Origin of the sequence: Streptomyces sp. SolWspMP-5a-2 (assembly GCF_900091845.1) — a bacterium.
Lineage (GTDB): Bacteria > Actinomycetota > Actinomycetes > Streptomycetales > Streptomycetaceae > Streptomyces > Streptomyces doudnae.
This window is the reverse complement of record NZ_FMCI01000297.1, coordinates 1-19,986: the sequence shown is the minus strand read 5'-3', so window position 1 is coordinate 19,986 and position 19,986 is coordinate 1. Positions and strand designations below refer to the sequence as shown.

General features: G+C 73.8%; 1 protein-coding gene. It reads left to right on the top strand.

Translation table 11 applies throughout. The features are described from left to right. Positions 1-21: 21 nt before the first annotated feature. Positions 22-19,986, top strand: a 19,965-nt coding sequence (locus GA0115242_RS29480; RefSeq protein WP_141721796.1) for a type I polyketide synthase, incomplete at its 3' end; no start/stop codon positions are given.

Sequence of the window (19,986 nt, the reverse complement as noted above, 5' to 3'; positions counted from 1 at the left end):
CGAACTCAGAGGAACCACCCCATGGCAAGCTCCGAAGCCAAGCTCCGCGACTACCTCAAGAAGGTCACCGCCGATCTGCGCCGCACCCGGCAGCGGCTGGAGTCGGTCGAGGCACGGGAGAGCGAGCCCATCGCCGTCATCGGCATGGCCTGCCGCTTCCCCGGCGGGGTCCGCTCGCCCGAGGACCTGTGGCGCCTGGTGGCCGACGGCACCGACGCCGTCGGCCCGCTTCCCGCGGACCGCGGCTGGGACCTGGACGGCCTCTACGACCCGGACCCGGGCACCCCCGGCAAGAGCTACGTCCGCGAGGGCGGATTCCTCGACGGCGCCGCCGAGTTCGACGCCGACCTCTTCGGCATCGCCCCGCGCGAGGCCCTCGCCATGGACCCGCAGCAGCGCCTCCTCCTGGAGACCGCCTGGGAGGCCGTCGAACGCGCCCGGATCAGCCCCGCCGCGCTCCGCAACACCGACACCGGCGTCTTCGTCGGCGGCGCCGACACCAACTACGGCTCGCTGGCCCGCACCGCCGACGAGACCGAGGGACACAACCTCACCGGCGGCGCCATGAGCGTCCTGTCCGGCCGCATCTCCTACACCCTGGGCCTCGAAGGCCCCGCGGTCACCGTCGACACCGCCTGCTCCTCCTCCCTCGTCGCCCTGCACCTCGCGGTCCGCGCCCTGCGCGCGGGGGAGTGCTCCCTCGCCCTGACCGGCGGCGTCGCCATGATGCCGACCACCGAACTCTTCACCGAGTTCTCCCGCCAGCGCGGCCTCGCCGCCGACGGCCGCTGCAAGCCCTTCGCCGACTCCGCCGACGGCACCTCCTGGGGCGAGGGCGTCGGCGTCCTCCTCGTCGAGCGGCTCTCCGACGCCCGCCGCAACAACCACCCCGTCCTCGCCGTCGTGCGCGGCTCCGCCGTCAACCAGGACGGCGCCAGCAGCCGCCTCACCGCCCCCAACGGCCCCTCGCAGCGCCGCGTCATCCAGGCCGCCCTCGCCGACGCCCGCCTCGCCCCCGACCAGGTCGACGCCGTCGAGGCGCACGGCACCGGCACCACCCTCGGCGACCCCATCGAGGCGCAGGCCCTCCTCGCCACCTACGGCCAGAACCGCCCCGAGGGCCGCCCGCTGCACCTCGGCGGCATCAAGTCGAACATCGGCCACGCGCAGGCCGCCGCCGGTGTCGCCGGTGTCATCAAGATGGTCATGGCGATGCGCCACGGCCTGCTGCCCGCCACCCTGCACGTCGACACCCCCACCACCCACGTCGACTGGACGTCCGGCTCCGTCGCCCTCCTCACCGAGGCCACCGACTGGCCCGACGCCGACCACCCCCGCCGCGCGGGCGTCTCTGCCTTCGGCATCAGCGGCACCAACGCCCACGTCCTGCTCGAACAGGCCACCGAGGCACCGGCGGAGGAGACCGACGCCCCCGCCGCCGACGCCCCCGCCGACGAGGCGCCCGCCACCGTCCCGGCCGCCCTCGTCGAACCGGCCGTCACCCCCTGGCCGCTCTCCGCCCGCTCCGCCACCGCCCTGCGCGCCCAGGCCGGCCGCCTCGGCGACCGCCTCACCACCACCCCGCGCCCCCGCCCCGCCGACATCGCGCTCTCCCTCGCCACCAGCCGCGCCCCCTTCCCGCACCGCGCGGTCGTCCTGGCCACCGACCCGGAGACCACCGCCGCCGCCCTGGCCGCCCTCGCCGCCGCCGAACCCCACCCCGCGGTCGTCGAGGACACCACCCGCACCGGCTACACCGCGTTCCTCTTCTCCGGTCAGGGCGCGCAACGCCTGGGCATGGGGCGTGAGTTGTACGCGCGGTTCCCGGTCTTCGCGGAGTCGTTCGACGCGGTGTGCGCGGAGCTGGACGGGCGTCTGGAGCGTCCGTTGCGTGAGGTGGTCTGGGGTGAGGACGCGGAGGTCCTGAACCAGACGGTCCATGCGCAGGCGGGTCTGTTCGCGGTCGAGGTCGCCCTGTTCCGGTTGGTCGAGTCGTGGGGTGTGCGGCCGGAGTTCGTGGCCGGTCACTCCATCGGTGAGGTCGCGGCGGCGCACGTGGCCGGGGTGTTCTCCCTGGCTGACGCGTGTGCGTTGGTGGCGGCTCGTGGTCGTCTGATGCAGGCGCTTCCCGCCGGTGGTGGGATGACGGCGGTGGAGGCGACGGAGGCCGAGGTGCTTGAGCACCTGGTCGAGGGTGTGTCGATCGCGGCGGTCAACGGGCCCACGTCCGTGGTGGTTTCAGGCGAGTCGGAGTCGGTCGAGGCGATCGCCGCGTACTTCCGTGAGCAGGGGCGTCGGGTCAGCGCGCTGCGGGTCTCGCACGCCTTCCACTCTCCGCTGATGGACCCGATGCTGGACGCGTTCCAGGAGGTCGTCGAGGGGCTGTCCTTCGAGGAACCCCGCCTGCCGGTCGTCTCCAACGTCACCGGCCGCCTCGCCGAGACCGGTGAACTGACCACCCCCGCTTACTGGGTGACCCATGTCCGTGAGGCCGTCCGCTTCCACGACGGTGTCACCGCCCTCACCGGGCAGGGCGTGACCCGCTTCCTGGAGCTGGGCCCCGACGGCGTCCTGACCGGGATGGCGCGCACCAGCGCGGGCCAGGACAGCGACGCCGTGTTCGTGCCGCTGCTGCGCAAGGACCGCGACGAGGAGACCACCGCCCTCGCCGCACTCGCCCGGCTCCACGCCACCGGCACCGCCGTCGACTGGACCGCCGTCCTCGACGGCACCGGCGCCCGGCTCACCGACCTGCCGACCTACGCCTTCCAGCACGAGCGCTACTGGCCCGTGCCCAGCGTCACCGTCGGCGCCGACGTGGAGTCCGCCGGACTCAGGGCCGCGGGACACCCCCTGCTCAGTGCCGCCGTCGAACTCTCCGATTCCGGCGGCCTGCTGCTCACCACCCGGCTCTCCCTGCGCACCCACCCCTGGCTCGCCGAGCACGCCGTCATGGGCAACGTCCTGCTGCCCGGCACCGCCTTCGTCGAACTCGCCGTCCGGGCCGGTGACGAGGTCGGCTGCGAGCGCGTCGAGGAACTCACCCTCGCCGCCCCGCTGATCCTGCCCGCCCAGGGCGGCGTCCAGCTCCACCTGCACGTGGGCCCCGCCGACCCGACCGGCCGCCGCACCCTCACCGCACGCTCCCGCGTCGAGGGCGCCGACGACCAGCACTCCTGGACCGAGCACGCCACCGGCGTCCTCGCCCCCGGCGAGCGCACCCTCGACTTCGACACCACGGTGTGGCCCCCCGCCGACGCCGAACCCCTCGACATCACCGGCCTCTACGAGCGCATGGCCGAGGGCGGCTACGTCTACGGTCCGCTGTTCCAGGGCCTGCGGGCCGCCTGGCGGCGCGGTGACGACGTCTTCGCCGAGGTCGCCCTGCCCGACGGCGTCGACGGCGCCGACTTCGGCCTGCACCCCGCGCTGCTCGACGCCTCCCTCCAGATCTCGGCCCTCGCCGGGCTCGCCCGCGGCGTCGTCCCGTTCTCCTGGGAAGGGGTGTGCCTGCACGCCTCCGGGGCCCGCGCCGTGCGGGTCCGCATGACCCGCACCGGTGACGAGTCCGCGACCGTGGCCGTCGCCGACGCGGGCGGCGCGCCCGTCGCCAGCATCGAGAACCTGGTGCTGCGCGCCGTCGCCGCCGCGCCCTCCGGCGTGGACGCCCTGACCCGCGACGCCCTCTTCCAGGTCGACTGGGTCCCGGCCGCCGACGCCGATGCCGACGCCGCCCCGGCCGCCCTGCTCGGCACCGGCCTCCCGGAGCTGCCGGGTGTCCGTTTCGCGGACCTGGACGCGCTCGCCGCCGCTGATGAGGTTCCGGAGACGGTGCTGGTCGCGGTGTCCGGGGGTGTTCCGGGTGATGTGGTGGCGGGTGTGCACGCTGCGGCGGAGGGTGCGCTGGGTCTGGTGCGTGCGTGGCTGGCCGGGGAGCGGTTCGCGTCGTCGCGGCTGGTGTTCGTGACGTCGGGTGCGGTGGACGGTGTGGATCTGGCGGGTGCGTCGGTGTGGGGCCTGGTGCGTTCCGCGACGTCGGAACACCCGGGCCGGTTCGCCCTGTTGGACCTGGCGGAAGGTGCGGACACCGCGCTGGTGACGTCCGCCGCCGCGACCGGCGAGCCCGAGACCGCCGTGCGCGAGGACGGCGTCCTGGTGCCCCGCCTCGCCCGGGTGACCGCGGGCGAGACCGAGGGCCCGGACTGGAGCCACGCGGACGGAACCGTCCTCGTGACCGGCGGCACGGGTGGTCTGGGCCGGATCGTGGCCCGTCACCTGGTCGCCGAACGCGGGGTACGGGACCTGCTGTTGGTCAGCCGCAGCGGCCAGGACGCCGACGGCGTCGCCGAGTTGGTGGCCGAGCTGTCGGAGTCGGGTGCGCGGGTCGCGGTCGAGGCGTGCGACGTCGCGGACCTCGACGCCGTCACCGAACTGCTCTCCCGGTACGAGGTGCGCGCGGTCGTGCACTCGGCCGGTGTCCTCGACGACGGCACCGTCGAGTCGCTGACCCCCGAGCGGCTGGCGAGGGTCCTGCGTCCGAAGGTGGACGCGGCCTGGAACCTGCACCGGGCGACCGAGGGCCTCGACCTCGACGCCTTCGTCGTCTTCTCCTCCCTCTCCGGCGTCCTCGGCGGCCCGGGACAGGCCAACTACGCGGCCGGGAACACCTTCCTGGACGCCCTGGCCCGCCACCGCCGCACCCTCGGCCTGCCCGCGACCTCCCTCGCCTGGGGCCCGTGGACCCAGGACACCGGCATGATCGGCACCCTCTCCGGCACCGACGTCCACCGCATCGCCCGCGCCGGACTGCCCGAGCTGACCCCCGAGCAGGGCACCGCCCTCTTCGACGCCGCCCTCACGACCGGCGTCCCCGCCGTCCTGCCCGTCCGCCTCGACCTCGCCGCACTGCGCGAGCAGGCCGACCCGCACCCCATGACGCGCGGCCTGATCCGGCGCAGGGCCCGCCGGTCCGCGGCCGGAGGCACCGCCGCGACCGCGGGACTGGTGCAGCGCCTCGCGGCCCTCGGCACCGAGGAGCGGCGTGAGGTGCTGCTCGACCTGGTGCGTGGTCAGATCGCGGTGGTGCTCGGGCACGCGGGTGCCCAGACGGTCGATCCGAACCGTGCCTTCCAGGATCTCGGTTTCGATTCGCTGACGGCGGTGGAGCTGCGCAACCGGCTCGGTACGTCGACCGGGCTGCGGCTGCCCGCGACGGTCGTCTTCGACTACCCGACCGCGTCCACGCTGGTCGGCTACCTGCTCGACGAGCTGTTCGGCGTGATCGAGCCGACCGCCGTGGTCCCGGTGTCGGCGCTGCCGTCGGTGGCGGACGACCCGATCGTCATCGTCGGCATGGCCTGCCGCTACCCGGGCGGGGTCGCCTCGCCCGAGGACCTCTGGCGGGTCGTCTCCGAAGGCGTCGACGCCGTCACCGAGTTCCCGGTCAACCGCGGCTGGGACGTCGACGCCCTCTACAACCCCGACCGCGACGCGTCCGGCACCACCTACACCGCCGCCGGCGGCTTCCTGCACGAGGCGGGCGCCTTCGACGCCGAGTTCTTCGGCATGAGCCCCCGCGAGGCGGCCGCCACCGACGCCCAGCAGCGGCTGCTGCTGGAGACGACCTGGGAGGCCATCGAGCGCACCGGCATCGACCCGGCCACCCTGCGCGGCAGCCAGACCGGCGTCTTCGCCGGCGTCATGTACAACGACTACGGCAACCTGCTCGCCGACGAGCAGTACGAGGGCTTCCGCTCCAACGGCAGCGCCCCCAGCATCGCCTCCGGCCGCGTCTCCTACACGTTCGGCTTCGAGGGCCCCGCGGTCACCGTCGACACCGCCTGCTCCTCCTCCCTCGTGGCACTCCACTGGGCCGCGCAGGCCCTGCGCTCGGGGGAGTGCTCCCTCGCCGTCGCCGGTGGCGTGACGGTCATGTCGACGCCCACGACCTTCGTCGAGTTTTCCCGCCAGGGCGGCCTCTCCTCCGACGGCCGCTGCCGCTCCTTCGCGGACGGCGCCGACGGCGTCGGCTGGTCCGAGGGCGTCGGCATGGTCGTCCTCGAACGCCTCTCCGACGCGCGGCGCAACGGCCACAAGGTCCTTGCGGTGGTGCGGGGTTCGGCGGTCAACCAAGATGGCGCCTCGAACGGTCTGACGGCGCCGAACGGCCCCTCGCAGCAGCGCGTCATCCGGCAGGCCCTCGCCAGCGGCGGTCTCTCCGCCTCCCAGGTGGACGTCGTCGAGGCGCACGGCACCGGCACCACCCTCGGCGACCCCATCGAGGCCCAGGCCCTCCTCGCCACCTACGGCCAGGACCGCGACGGGGACCGCCCGCTGTGGCTCGGCTCCATCAAGTCCAACCTCGGCCACACCCAGGCCGCCGCCGGTGTCGCGGGCGTCATCAAGATGGTCATGGCGATGCGCCACGGCATGCTCCCGCGCACCCTGCACGTGGACGCGCCCAGCACGCACGTCGACTGGTCCGCGGGCGACGTGGAACTCCTCACCGACGACCGCGAGTGGTCCGGGGACGAGCGCCTCCGCAGGGCCGGTGTGTCCTCCTTCGGCATCAGCGGCACCAACGCCCACGTCATCCTCGAACAGCCCGAACCGGCCGCCGAGATCCCCAGCACGGGCGAGGGCGTCGCCTCCCTGGCCCCCGGCATCGTGCCCTGGACGCTGTCCGGCCGCACGGACGAGGCACTGCGGGCCCAGGCCGCCCGCCTCCTCGCCCAGGTCGAGGCGGACCCCGCGCTGCGCCCGGTGGACCTCGCGCTCTCCCTCGCCACCCAGCGCTCCACCTTCGACCACCGCGCCGTGGTCCTCACGGACGACCGGGAGACCGCCGTGCGCGGCCTGGCCGCCGTGTGCGTGGGCGAAGCCGACTCCGCCGCCGTCGTCGGCGCCGCCGAACCCGGCCGCACGGCCTTCCTCTTCTCCGGTCAGGGCGCGCAACGTCTGGGCATGGGGCGTGAGTTGTACGCGCGGTTCCCGGTCTTCGCGGAGTCGTTCGACGCGGTGTGTGCCCTCCTGGACCAGCACCTGGAGCGTCCGTTGCGTGAGGTGGTCTGGGGTGAGGACGCGGAGGTCCTGAACCAGACGGTCCATGCGCAGGCGGGTCTGTTCGCGGTCGAGGTGGCGCTGTTCCGGTTGGTCGAGTCATGGGGTGTGCGGCCGGAGTTCGTGGCCGGTCACTCCATCGGTGAGGTCGCGGCGGCGCACGTGGCCGGGGTGTTCTCTCTGGCTGACGCGTGTGCGTTGGTGGCGGCTCGTGGTCGTCTGATGCAGGCGCTTCCCGCCGGTGGTGGGATGACGGCGGTGGAGGCGACGGAGGCCGAGGTGCTTGAGCACCTGGTCGAGGGTGTGTCGATCGCGGCGGTCAACGGGCCTACGTCCGTGGTGGTTTCGGGTGTGGCGGAGTCGGTCGAGGCGATCGCCGCGTACTTCCGTGAGCAGGGCCGTCGGGTGAGCGCGCTGCGGGTCTCGCACGCGTTCCACTCGCCGTTGATGGATCCGATGCTGGACGCGTTCCGGGAGGTCGTCGAGGGGTTGTCCTTCGAGGAGCCCCGTCTGCCGGTCGTCTCGAACGTGACCGGCCGTCTCGCGGAGAGCGGTGAACTGACCAGCCCCGCTTACTGGGTGACCCATGTCCGTGAGGCCGTCCGCTTCCACGACGGTGTGACCGCGCTGGTCGACGAGGGCGTGACCCGGTTCGTGGAGTTGGGCCCCGACGGTGTCCTGAGCGGGATGGCCAGGACCAGCGCGGGCCAGGACACGGACGCCGTGTTCGTGCCGCTGCTGCGCAAGGACCGCGACGAAGTCACCACCGCCCTCACAGCCCTCGCCCACCTGCACGTCCTCGGCACCGCCGCCGACTGGGCCACGGTCCTCGACGGCACCGGCGGCCGACCCGTCGACCTGCCCACCTACGCCTTCCAGCACGAGTACTTCTGGCCCACCGCGACCACCACCTCGACCGGTGACATCCGGCTGGCCGGCCTCGGCGCCGCAGGCCACCCGCTGCTCGGCGCGGCCGTCGAACTCGCCGACGCCGACGGCCTGGTGCTGACCGGACGCCTCTCGACGCGCTCCCACCCCTGGCTCGCCGACCACGTCGTCCAGGGGACCGTCCTGGTCCCCGGCACGGCCCTGCTGGAACTCGCCGTGCGCGCCGCCGACGAGGCGGGCTGCGACACCGTCGAGGAACTCGCCCTGGCCGCACCCCTGGTGCTCCCCGAGCGCGGCGCGGTGCGCATCCAGGTCAGCGTCGGTGCGCCCGACGAGCTGGGCCGCCGCCCGGTCTCCATCCACTCCCGGGACGACGACGGCGGCGAACGCCAGCCGTGGACCCCGCACGCCACCGGCGTCCTCGCCCCGGCCGAGGCGCCCGCCGACTTCGACGCCGCCGTGTGGCCGCCGAAGGACGCCTCCCCGGTCGACCTGACCGACAGCTACGAGCGCCTCGCCGAGGCCGGTCTCCGCTACGGGCCCGTCTTCCAGGGCCTGCGCTCCGCCTGGCGGCGCGGTGACGACGTCTTCGCCGAGGTCTCCCTGCCCGACGGCGTCGACGGCGCCGACTTCGGTCTGCACCCGGCCCTCTTCGACGCGGCCCTGCACGCCTCCTTCGCCTTCGGCGACGAGGACGCCCCGAGCGGCGTGCCGTTCGTCTGGGAGGGAGTGTCCCTCCACGCCTCCGGCGCGTCCGCGCTCCGGGTCCGGCTGACCCGCACCGGGGACGACACCCTCGGTGTCCGGCTCGCCGACCCGACCGGCGCGCCCGTCGCCTCCGTGGAGTCCCTGACCGTCCGCGCGGCCGGTTCCGGAGCCGCGCCCTCCGACACGTCGCGCCCCCTCTACCGCGTCGACTGGACGACGGCCCGGACGACCGGCGTACGTGTCGAGGCCGACGCGGTCGCGGTGCTCGGCGACCGGACGTCACCCCACGGGACCGACGGCTTCGCCCGGTTCGAGAACCTGGAGTCCCTCGCCGCGGCCGACGCCGTCCCGGGCGTCGTCCTCGTCGCTGTCCCCGACGACACCGGCGCCGAGGTCGTCGACGGCGCGCACGCGGCCGCCGCGTGGGCGCTCGACCTGGTGCGTGCGTGGCTCGCCGAGGAGCGGTTCGCCGCGTCCCGGCTGGTGTTCGTCGCCGCGACCGACCTGAGCGCCGCTCCCGTGCGGGGCCTCGTGCGCTCCGCCTCGCTGGAACACCCCGACCGCTTCGCCCTGCTGGACACCGACGACAGCACGGACCGGGAGACCCTTCTCGCGGCTCTCGCCGTGGAGGAGTCGGAGATCGCCGTGCGCGCGGGCGAGGTCCGGGTACCGCGACTGACCCGCGCGCTGGCCACGACCGACGCACAGGCCGTCGAACTCCCCACTGAGGGAACGGTGCTGGTGACGGGTGGCACGGGTGGTCTGGGCCGGATCGTGGCCCGTCACCTGGTCGCCGAACGCGGGGTGCGGGACCTGCTGTTGGTGAGCCGCAGCGGCCAGGACGCGGACGGTGTGGCCGAGTTGGTGGCCGAGCTGTCGGAGTCGGGTGCGCGGGTCGCGGTCGAGGCGTGCGACGTCGCGGACCTCGACGCCGTCACGGAGCTGGTGTCCCGGTACGAGGTGCGCGCGGTCGTGCACACCGCGGGTGTCCTGGACGACGGCATGCTGGAGTCGCTGACCCCTGAGCGCATGGCGAGGGTCCTGCGTCCGAAGGTGGACGCGGCATGGAACCTGCATCGGGCGACCGAGGGCCTCGACGCGTTCGTGGTGTTCTCGTCGGTGGCGGGGACGTTCGGCAGCGCGGGTCAGGGCGCGTACGCGGCCGGCAACGCGTTCCTGGACGCGGTGGTGGCACATCGGCGTGGTCTCGGGCTCTCGGGTGTGTCGTTGGTGTGGGGTCCGTGGTCGCAGGACGCGGGGATGACGGAGGCGTTGTCGGAGACGGACCGCCGGCGCATCGCCCGTTCGGGTCTGCCCGCGGTGACGGCGGAGGAGGGCGTCGCGCTGTTCGACGCGGCCCTCGCCTCCGGTGAGCCGGTCGTCCTCCCCGTCCGCCTCGACCTCGCCGCGCTGCGCGGCCAGGACGACATCCCGCACCTGCTGCGCGGGCTCGTCCGCACCCGCAAGCGCCGTTCGGCCGCCGGTGGTTCGGCCGCGACGGCCGGTCTGGTGCAGCGCCTGGAGGCCCTGGGCGCCGAGGAGCGGCGTGAGGTGCTGCTCGACCTGGTGCGTGGTCAGATCGCGGTGGTGCTCGGGCACGCGGGTGCCCAGACCGTCGATCCGAACCGTGCCTTCCAGGACCTCGGTTTCGATTCGCTGACGGCGGTGGAGCTGCGCAACCGGCTCGGTACGTCGACCGGGCTGCGGCTGCCCGCGACGGTCGTCTTCGACTACCCGACCGCGTCCACGCTGGTCGGTTACCTGCTGGACGAGTTGTTCGGCGCGGTCGAGCCGACCGCGGTGGTGCCGGTGTCGGCGCTGCCGTCGGTGGCGGACGACCCGATCGTCATCGTCGGCATGGCCTGCCGGTACCCGGGCGGGGTCGCCTCGCCCGAGGACCTCTGGCGCGTGGTGTCCGAGGGTGTGGACGCGGTCGCGGACTTCCCGTCCGACCGTGGCTGGGACGTGGACGCGCTCTACAACCCCGACCGGGAGGTCCCCGGCACGACCTACACCCGCTCGGGCGGTTTCCTGGACGGGGCGACCGACTTCGACCCCGAGTTCTTCGGGATGAGCCCGCGTGAGGCGGTGGCCACGGACGCCCAGCAGCGGCTGCTGCTGGAGACGACGTGGGAGGCCATCGAGCGCACCGGCATCGACCCGGCCACCCTCCGGGGCAGCCAGACCGGCGTCTTCGCGGGCGTCATGTACCACGACTACGCCAACCTGCTGGCGGGCCCCGAGTTCGAGGGCTACCAGGGCAGCGGCAGCGCGGGCAGCGTGGCCTCGGGCCGTGTCTCCTACACGTTCGGCTTCGAAGGTCCGGCGGTGACGGTCGACACCGCGTGCTCGTCGTCGCTGGTCGCGATGCACTGGGCGGCGCAGGCGCTGCGCTCGGGGGAGTGCTCCCTCGCGGTCGCCGGTGGCGTGACGGTGATGTCCACGCCGATGACGTTCGTGGAGTTCTCCCGCCAGGGCGGCCTCTCGGCGGACGGCCGCTGCCGCTCCTTCGCGGACGGCGCCGACGGCGTCGGTTGGTCCGAGGGTGTCGGCATGGTCGTCCTCGAACGGCTCTCGGACGCGCGGCGCAACGGCCACAAGGTCCTTGCGGTGATGCGGGGTTCGGCGGTGAACCAGGACGGTGCGTCGAACGGTCTGACGGCGCCGAACGGCCCCTCGCAGCAGCGCGTCATCCGGCAGGCTCTGGCGAGCGGTGGTCTGTCCGCGTCCGAGGTGGACGTGGTGGAGGCGCACGGCACCGGTACCACGCTGGGTGACCCGATCGAGGCGCAGGCGCTGCTGGCGACCTATGGTCAGCGGGCGGACGGCGAGGCGCCGTTGCTGCTCGGCTCGGTGAAGTCGAACTTCGGTCACACGCAGGCCGCGGCGGGTGTCGCGGGTGTGATCAAGATGGTCATGGCCATGCGCCACGGCATGCTGCCGCGCACCCTGCACGTGGACGCGCCCAGCTCCCACGTCGACTGGTCGGCCGGTGCGGTGGAACTCCTCACCGACGACCACGAGTGGTCCGGCGAGGGGCGGATCCGCCGGGCGGGTGTCTCCTCCTTCGGCATCAGCGGCACCAACGCCCACCTGATCCTCGAACAGCCCGAGGAGCAGGTCCGGGAGCGTGCCGTCGCGGAGACGGCGCCGGTCACCACCGGTGTCCTCCCGTGGCTCCTCTCGGGCCGCACGCAGGAGGCGCTGCGGGCGCAGGCCGCCCGGCTCGGTGATTTCCTGACCGCCGGTGGAGCGGACCCGTCCGCGCTGGACGTGGCGTTCTCGCTGGCCACGCAGCGTGCGACCTTCGACCACCGCGCGGTGCTCCTCGCCGACGACCGCGAAACGGCCCTCGCCGCCCTCACGGCCCTCGCCGCAGGCGAGCCGACCGGCGCGGTCGTGGACGGTGTCGCCGGAACCGGCCGCACGGCCTTCCTCTTCTCCGGCCAGGGCTCACAGCGGCTCGGCATGGGCCGCGGCCTCCACGCCGCCTTCCCGGTCTTCGCCGAAGCGTTCGACGCCGTGTGCGCCGGACTCGACGCCCACCTGGAGCGCCCGCTCCGCGACGTCGTCTGGGGCGACGACGCCGACCTCCTGAACCGCACCGCGTACGCGCAGGCTGGCCTGTTCGCCGTCGAGGTGGCCCTCTTCCGCCTGGTCGAATCCTGGGGCGTGCGACCGGAGTTCGTGGCCGGACACTCCATCGGCGAGGTCGCCGCGGCCCACGTCGCCGGCGTCTTCTCCCTGCCGGACGCCTGCGCGCTGGTGGCCGCCCGCGGCCGCCTGATGCAGGCGCTCCCCGAGGGCGGCGCGATGACGGCGATCGAGGCCACCGTCGGCGAGGTGCTCCCGCACCTCACCGGCAGCGTCTCCGTCGCCGCCGTCAACGGCCCCTCCTCCGTGGTGGTCTCGGGCTCCGAGGACGCCGTGGACGCGGTCGCCGCGCACTTCCGCGAGCAGGGCCGCCGGGTCAGCGCGCTGCGCGTCTCGCACGCCTTCCACTCCCCGCTGATGGACCCGATGCTCGACGAGTTCCGCGACGTCGTCGAGGACCTGGCGTTCGCCGCGCCCCGCATCCCGCTCGTCTCGCACGTGAGCGGCGCCCTCGCGGAGCCCGGACAGGTGGAGGACCCCGAGTACTGGGTCACCCACGTCCGTGAGGCGGTCCGCTTCGACGACGGCGTCCGCACCCTCGCCGAGCAAGGTGTCACCCGCTTCCTTGAGTTGGGCCCCGACGGGGTCCTGACCGGCATGGCGCGCGAGAGCGCGGGCGACGAGCCCGGCACCGTCCTCGTACCCCTGCTGCGCAAGGACCGCGACGAGCGGACCACCGCGCTCGAAGCCCTCGGCCGCCTGCACACCGCCGGTGTCCAGGTCCGCTGGGCCGACCTGTTCACCGGGTCGGCCGCCCGCGCCGTCGACCTGCCGACCTACGCCTTCCAGCGCGAGCGCTACTGGCCGGCCGTCACGACGACCCGTCCGGGCGACGTGCGCTTCGCCGGACTCGGCGCCGCCGGACACCCGTTGCTCGGCGCCGCCGTCGAACTCGCCGACGGAGACGGCCTGGTGATGACCGGGCGGCTGTCGGCGCAGACCCAGCCGTGGCTCGCCGACCACGTCGTCCAGGGCGCCGTCCTGGTGCCCGGCACCGCGCTGCTGGAGATGGCCGTGCGCGCCGCCGACGAGGTGGGCTGCGCGACCGTCGAGGAACTCACCCTCTCCGCGCCCCTGGTCCTGCCCGCACGCGGCGGGGTCCAGGTGCAGGTGCGGGTCGGCACCCCGGACGAGGAGGGCCGCCGCACCCTCGGCGTGCACGCCCGCGCCGAGGACGACGACGCGCACACCCCGTGGGCCGTCCACGCCATCGGCGTCCTCGCCCCCGAGGCCGTGGCCCCCACGGGCTTCGACGCCACGGTGTGGCCGCCGCGCGACGCCACCCCCATCGACGTCACCGACTGCTACGACCGCCTCGCCGAGGCCGGGTTCGCCTACGGCCCCGCCTTCCGCGGCCTGCGCGCCGCCTGGCGGCGGGGTGACGCCCTCTTCGCCGAGATCACCCTCGACGACGAGTCCGACGGCGCCGCCTTCGGCCTCCACCCGGCCCTGTTCGACGCCGCGCTGCACGCCTTCGCGATCGACGACGACGGCCGGGGCGGAGTCCCGTTCTCCTGGGCGGGCGTCGGCCTCCACGCGTCCGGCGCGACCGCCCTGCGGGTCAGGCTCACCCGGGACGCCGACGGCACCATGGGTCTGGAACTCGCCGACCCCACCGGGGAACCCGTCGCCTCCGTGCAGGCCCTGACGGTGCGCCCGCTGGCCACGGCACAGCTCAACTCCCCGCTCCACGACGCCCTGTACCGCGTCGACTGGGTGGCGGCAGCCGCCCCCGCCGACACGCGCCCGTTGGCACTCCTGGGCGACAACCTCCCGGAGCTGCCGGGTGTCCGTTTCGCGGACCTGGACGCGCTTGCCGCCGCTGATGAGGTTCCGGAGACGGTGCTGGTCGCGGTGTCCGGGGGTGTTCCGGGTGATGTGGTGGCGGGTGTGCACGCTGCGGCTGAGGGTGCGCTGGGTCTGGTGCGTGCGTGGCTGGCCGGGGAGCGGTTCGCGTCGTCGCGGTTGGTGTTCGTGACGTCGGGTGCGGTGGACGGTGTGGATCTGGCGGGTGCGTCGGTGTGGGGTCTGGTGCGTTCCGCGACGTCGGAACACCCGGGCCGGTTCGCCCTGTTGGACCTGGCGGAGGGTGCGGACACCGCGCTGGTGACGTCCGCCGCCGCGACCGGCGAGCCCGAGACCGTCGTGCGCGAGGCCCGCGTCGAGGTGCCGCGACTGGCCAGGACGGTTCCGACCGACACCCCGGCCCCCGAGTTCCCCGCCGAGGGAACGGTGCTGGTCACGGGTGGCACGGGTGGTCTGGGCCGGATCGTGGCCCGTCACCTGGTCGCCGAACGCGGGGTGCGGGACCTGCTGTTGGTCAGCCGCAGCGGCCAGGACGCGGACGGTGTCGCCGAGTTGGTGGCCGAGCTGTCGGAGTCGGGTGCACGGGTCGCGGTCGAGGCGTGCGACGTCGCGGACCTCGACGCCGTCACCGAACTGCTGTCCCGGTACGAGGTGCGTGCCGTCGTGCACACCGCGGGCGTCCTCGACGACGCCACGGTCGAGTCGCTGACCCCCGAGCGCATGGCGAAGGTCCTGCGTCCGAAGGTGGACGCGGCGTGGAACCTGCACCGGGCGGCGTCGGACGTCGACGCGTTCGTGGTGTTCTCGTCGGTGGCGGGGACGTTCGGCAGCGCGGGTCAGGGCGCGTACGCGGCCGGCAACGCGTTCCTGGACGCGTTGGCGTGGCATCGGCGTGGTCTCGGGCTTCCCGGGGTCTCGCTGGTGTGGGGTCCGTGGGCCCAGGACGCCGGGATGACGGAAGGACTGTCGGAGACGGACCGCCGGCGGATCGCGCGTTCGGGTCTGCCCGCGGTCACGGCGGAGGAGGGCGTCGCGCTGTTCGACGCGGCCCTCGCCTCCGGTGAGCCGGTCGTCCTCCCCGTCCGCCTCGACTTCCCCGCCCTCCGCGCCCAGGGCGAGATACCGCCCCTGCTGACCGGCCTGATCAGGACCCCGGTCCGGCGCACCGCCGCCGGAGCGGGCTCGGCCACGGCCACCGGCCTCGCCGCCCGCCTCGCCGGGCTCGGCGAGACGGAACGCCGCGAGACCATGCTCGACCTGGTGCGCGGGCAGATCGCCGTCGTCCTCGGCCACTCCGGTGCCCAGACCGTCAACCCCAACCGCGCCTTCCAGGACCTCGGCTTCGACTCGCTGACGGCGGTCGAACTGCGCAACCGGCTCGGCACGGCCACGGGCCTGCGGCTGCCCGCGACCGTCGTCTTCGACTACCCCACCGCCGAACTGCTCTCCGGCCACCTCCTGGACAGCGTCCTCGGCACCGAGGCCGCGACCGCGATCCCGGTGTCGGCGCTGCCGTCGGTGGCGGACGACCCGATCGTCATCGTCGGCATGGCCTGCCGGTACCCGGGCGGGGTCTCCTCGCCCGAGGACCTCTGGCGGGTCGTCTCCGAAGGCGTCGACGCGGTCTCCGAGTTCCCGTCCGACCGTGGCTGGGACGTGGACGCGCTCTACAACCCCGACCGGGGAGTGCCCGGCACGACGTACACCCGCTCCGGTGGATTCCTGCACGGAGCCGGGGAGTTCGACCCCGAGTTCTTCGGGATGAGCCCGCGTGAGGCGGTGGCCACGGACGCGCAGCAGCGGCTGCTGCTGGAGACGACGTGGGAGGCCATCGAGCGCACCGGCATCGACCCGGCGACCCTGCGCGGCAGCCAGACCGGCGTCTTCGCGGGCGTCATGTACAACGACTACGGCAGCATCCTCACCGACGACCAGTACGAGGGCTACCGGGGCAACGGCAGCGCGGGCAGCATCGCGTCCGGCCGTGTCTCCTACACGTTCGGCTTCGAGGGCCCGGCGGTGACGGTCGACACGGCGTGCTCGTCGTCGCTGGTCGCGATGCACTGGGCGGCGCAGGCGCTGCGGTCGGGGGAGTGCTCCCTCGCCGTCGCCGGTGGCGTGACCGTCATGGCGACCCCGACCGCCTTCATCGAGTTCTCCCGCCAGGGCGCCCTCTCGCCCGACAGCCGCTGCAAGGCGTTCTCCGACTCCGCCGACGGCGCCGGTTGGTCCGAGGGCGTCGGCATGGTCGTCCTCGAACGGCTCTCGGACGCGCGTCGCAACGGCCACAAGGTCCTTGCCGTGGTGCGGGGTTCGGCGGTGAACCAGGACGGTGCGTCGAACGGTCTGACGGCGCCGAACGGCCCGTCGCAGCAGCGCGTGATCCGGCAGGCCCTCGCCAGCGGCGGTCTCTCCGCTTCCCAGGTGGACGTCGTCGAGGCGCACGGCACCGGTACCACGCTGGGTGACCCGATCGAGGCGCAGGCGCTGCTGGCGACCTATGGTCAGCGGGCGGACGGCGAGGCGCCGTTGCTGCTCGGCTCGGTGAAGTCGAACTTCGGTCACACGCAGGCCGCGGCGGGTGTCGCGGGTGTGATCAAGATGGTCATGGCCATGCGCCACGGCATGCTGCCGCGCACCCTGCACGTGGACGCGCCCAGCTCCCACGTCGACTGGTCGGCTGGTGCGGTGGAACTGCTCACCGACGATCACGAGTGGTCGGGTGCGGGACGGGTCCGCCGGGCGGGTGTCTCGTCGTTCGGTATCAGCGGCACCAACGCCCACCTGATCCTCGAACAGCCCGAGGAGCGGGTCCAGGAGCGTGCCGTCGCGGAGACGGCCCCGGTCGTCCAGGGCGTCGTCCCGTGGGTGCTCTCGGGTCGTACCCAGGAGGCGCTGCGGGCGCAGGCCGCCCGGCTCGGTGATTTCCTGACCGCCGGTGGAGCGGACTCGTCCGCGCTGGACGTGGCGTTCTCGCTGGCCACGCAGCGTGCGACCTTCGACCACCGCGCGGTGCTCCTCGCCGACGACCGCGAAACGGCCCTCGCCGCCCTCACGGCCCTCGCCGCAGGCGAGCCGGACGCCGGTGTGACGGACGGCGCGATCGGAACCGGTCGCACGGCGTTCCTCTTCTCCGGTCAGGGTGCGCAACGCCTGGGCATGGGGCGTGAGTTGTACGCGCGGTTCCCGGTCTTCGCGGAGTCGTTCGACGCGGTGTGCGCTCTCCTGGACCAGCACCTGGAGCGTCCGCTGCGTGAGGTGGTCTGGGGTGAGGACGCGGAGGTCCTGAACCAGACGGTGCATGCGCAGGCGGGTCTGTTCGCGGTCGAGGTGGCGCTGTTCCGGCTGGTTGAGTCGTGGGGTGTGCGGCCGGAGTTCGTGGCCGGTCACTCCATCGGTGAGGTCGCGGCGGCGCACGTGGCCGGGGTGTTCTCCCTGGCTGACGCGTGTGCGTTGGTGGCGGCTCGTGGTCGTCTGATGCAGGCGCTTCCCGCCGGTGGTGGGATGACGGCGGTGGAGGCGACGGAGGCCGAGGTGCTGCCGCGCCTGGTCGAGGGTGTGTCGATCGCGGCGGTCAACGGGCCCACGTCCGTGGTGGTTTCGGGTGTGGCGGAGTCGGTCGAGGCGATCGCCGCGTACTTCCGTGAGCAGGGCCGTCGGGTGAGCGCGCTGCGGGTCTCGCACGCGTTCCACTCGCCGCTGATGGATCCGATGCTGGACGCGTTCCGGGAGGTCGTCGAGGGGCTGTCCTTCGAGGAGCCCCGCCTTCCGGTCGTCTCCAACGTCACCGGCCGTCTGGCCGAGACCGGTGAACTGACCAGCCCCGCTTACTGGGTGACCCATGTCCGGGAGGCCGTCCGCTTCCACGACGGTGTGACCGCGCTGGTCGACGAGGGCGTGACCCGGTTCGTGGAGCTGGGCCCCGACAGTGTCCTGAGCGGGATGGCCAGGACCAGTGCGGGCGAGGACAGCGACGCCGTGTTCGTGCCGCTGCTGCGCAAGGACCGCGACGAGCAGGTCACCGCCCTCGCCGTGCTCGGCCGCCTGCACGTCACCGGCGTCCCCGTCGACTGGGCGGGCTTCTTCGCCGGTACCGGCGCCCGCGCCGTCGACCTGCCGACCTACGCCTTCCAGCGTGAGCGCTACTGGCCCGAGGCCGGCGCCGCGACCACGGCGGACCCGAGGTCGGCCGGCGTCGACGCGGCGGACCACCCGCTGCTCGGCGCGGTCGTGACGCTCCCGGACTCCGGTGGTGTCGTCCTGACCGGACGCCTCTCGGTGGAGGCGCAGCCCTGGCTCGCCGACCACGTGGTCCTCGGCCGGGTGCTGCTGCCCGGCACCGGCCTGGTCGAACTGGCCCTCGCCGCCGCCGACGCGGCGGGCTGCGCCACCGTCGAGGAACTGACCCTCGCCACCCCGCTGGTGCTCCCCGAGGACGGCGGCCTCCAGGTCCGAGTCGTCGCGGGCCCGAAGATCGACGAACGCCGGACGTTCGCCGTCTACTCCCGCGCCGAGGCCGCGTCGGACGCGCCCTGGACGACCCACGCGTCCGGCTTCCTCGCCGAGGCGGCCGTCGCCGCCGGGTTCGAGCTGGCGGAGTGGCCTCCGGCGGGTGCCGAGGTGCTGCCGGTGGAGGACGCGTACGACGTGTTCAGCGACCGCGGTTACGGCTACGGCCCGGTCTTCCAGGGGCTGAAGGCCGCCTGGCGGAGCGGTGACGAACTCTTCGCCGAGGTGGCGCTCCCCGAGTCGGAGACCCGGGAGGCGGGCCGGTTCGGTCTGCACCCCGCGCTCCTGGACGCGGCCATGCACGCCGGAATCCTCAACGACGTCGACGGCGACACCGTCGTCCCGTTCGCCTGGAACGACGTCTCCCTGCACGCCGTCGGCGCCGCCGCCGTCCGCGTCCGTGTCCGCAAGCTGGACGGCAACGCGGTCTCCCTCTCCATCGCCGACGTCACCGGGGCCCCGGTCCTGACCGTCGGTTCCCTCGCGAGCCGCCCGGTCTCGGCCGAGCAGCTCGGTGCCGCCTCCGGTACCGCGGGTGCGCTGTACGGCACCGAGTGGGTGCCGGTGGCCGCGTCGGCTGCCGGGGCTCCTGAGTGGGCTGTGTGGTCGGAGGTGGTGGAGCCGGGTGGTGAGGTGCCTGGTGTGGTGGTGCTGGACGTGGTGCCTGATGCCGGGGTGGATGTTCCGGTGGGTGTGCGTGCGGTGCTGGACCGTGTGCTGGGTGTGGTGCGTTCGTGGCTGGTCGAGGAGCGGTTCGCTGGGTCGCGGCTGGTGGTCGTGACGCGTGGTGCGGTGCCGGTGGATGGTGCGGGTGATGTGGTGCAGGCTCCGGTGTGGGGTCTGTTGCGTGCGGCTTCGGCCGAGAACCCGGGTCGTTTCGCCGTCGTGGACGTGGATGGTTCGGCGGGCGGTGTGGAGTTGGCCGTCGGGGCTGTGGTGTCGGGTGAGTCCGAGGTCGCGGTGCGTGCGGGTGCGGTGCTGGTGCCGAGGCTGGCGCGGTTGCCGGAGGCGGGGGAGGTTGTTCCCGCGCTGGACGGTGAGGGTGCTGTGCTGATCACCGGTGGTACGGGTGGTCTGGGCGCGGTGGTGGCCCGGTACCTGGTCGCCGAGCGTGGCGTGCGGGACGTCGTCCTGACGTCACGGCGTGGCATGGACGCCCCCGGCGCCGACGAACTCGCGGCCGAACTGGCCGAGTCGGGCGCCGCCGTCGAGATCCTCGCCTGCGACGTCTCCGACCGTGACGCCGTCCAGGGCCTGGTGGGCTCGCTGGTGTCGGACCGTGGACTGCTCGCGGTCGTGCACGCGGCCGGAGTCGGGGACAACGGTCTCGTCGACTCGCTGTCCGCCGAGCAGTTCGACGGC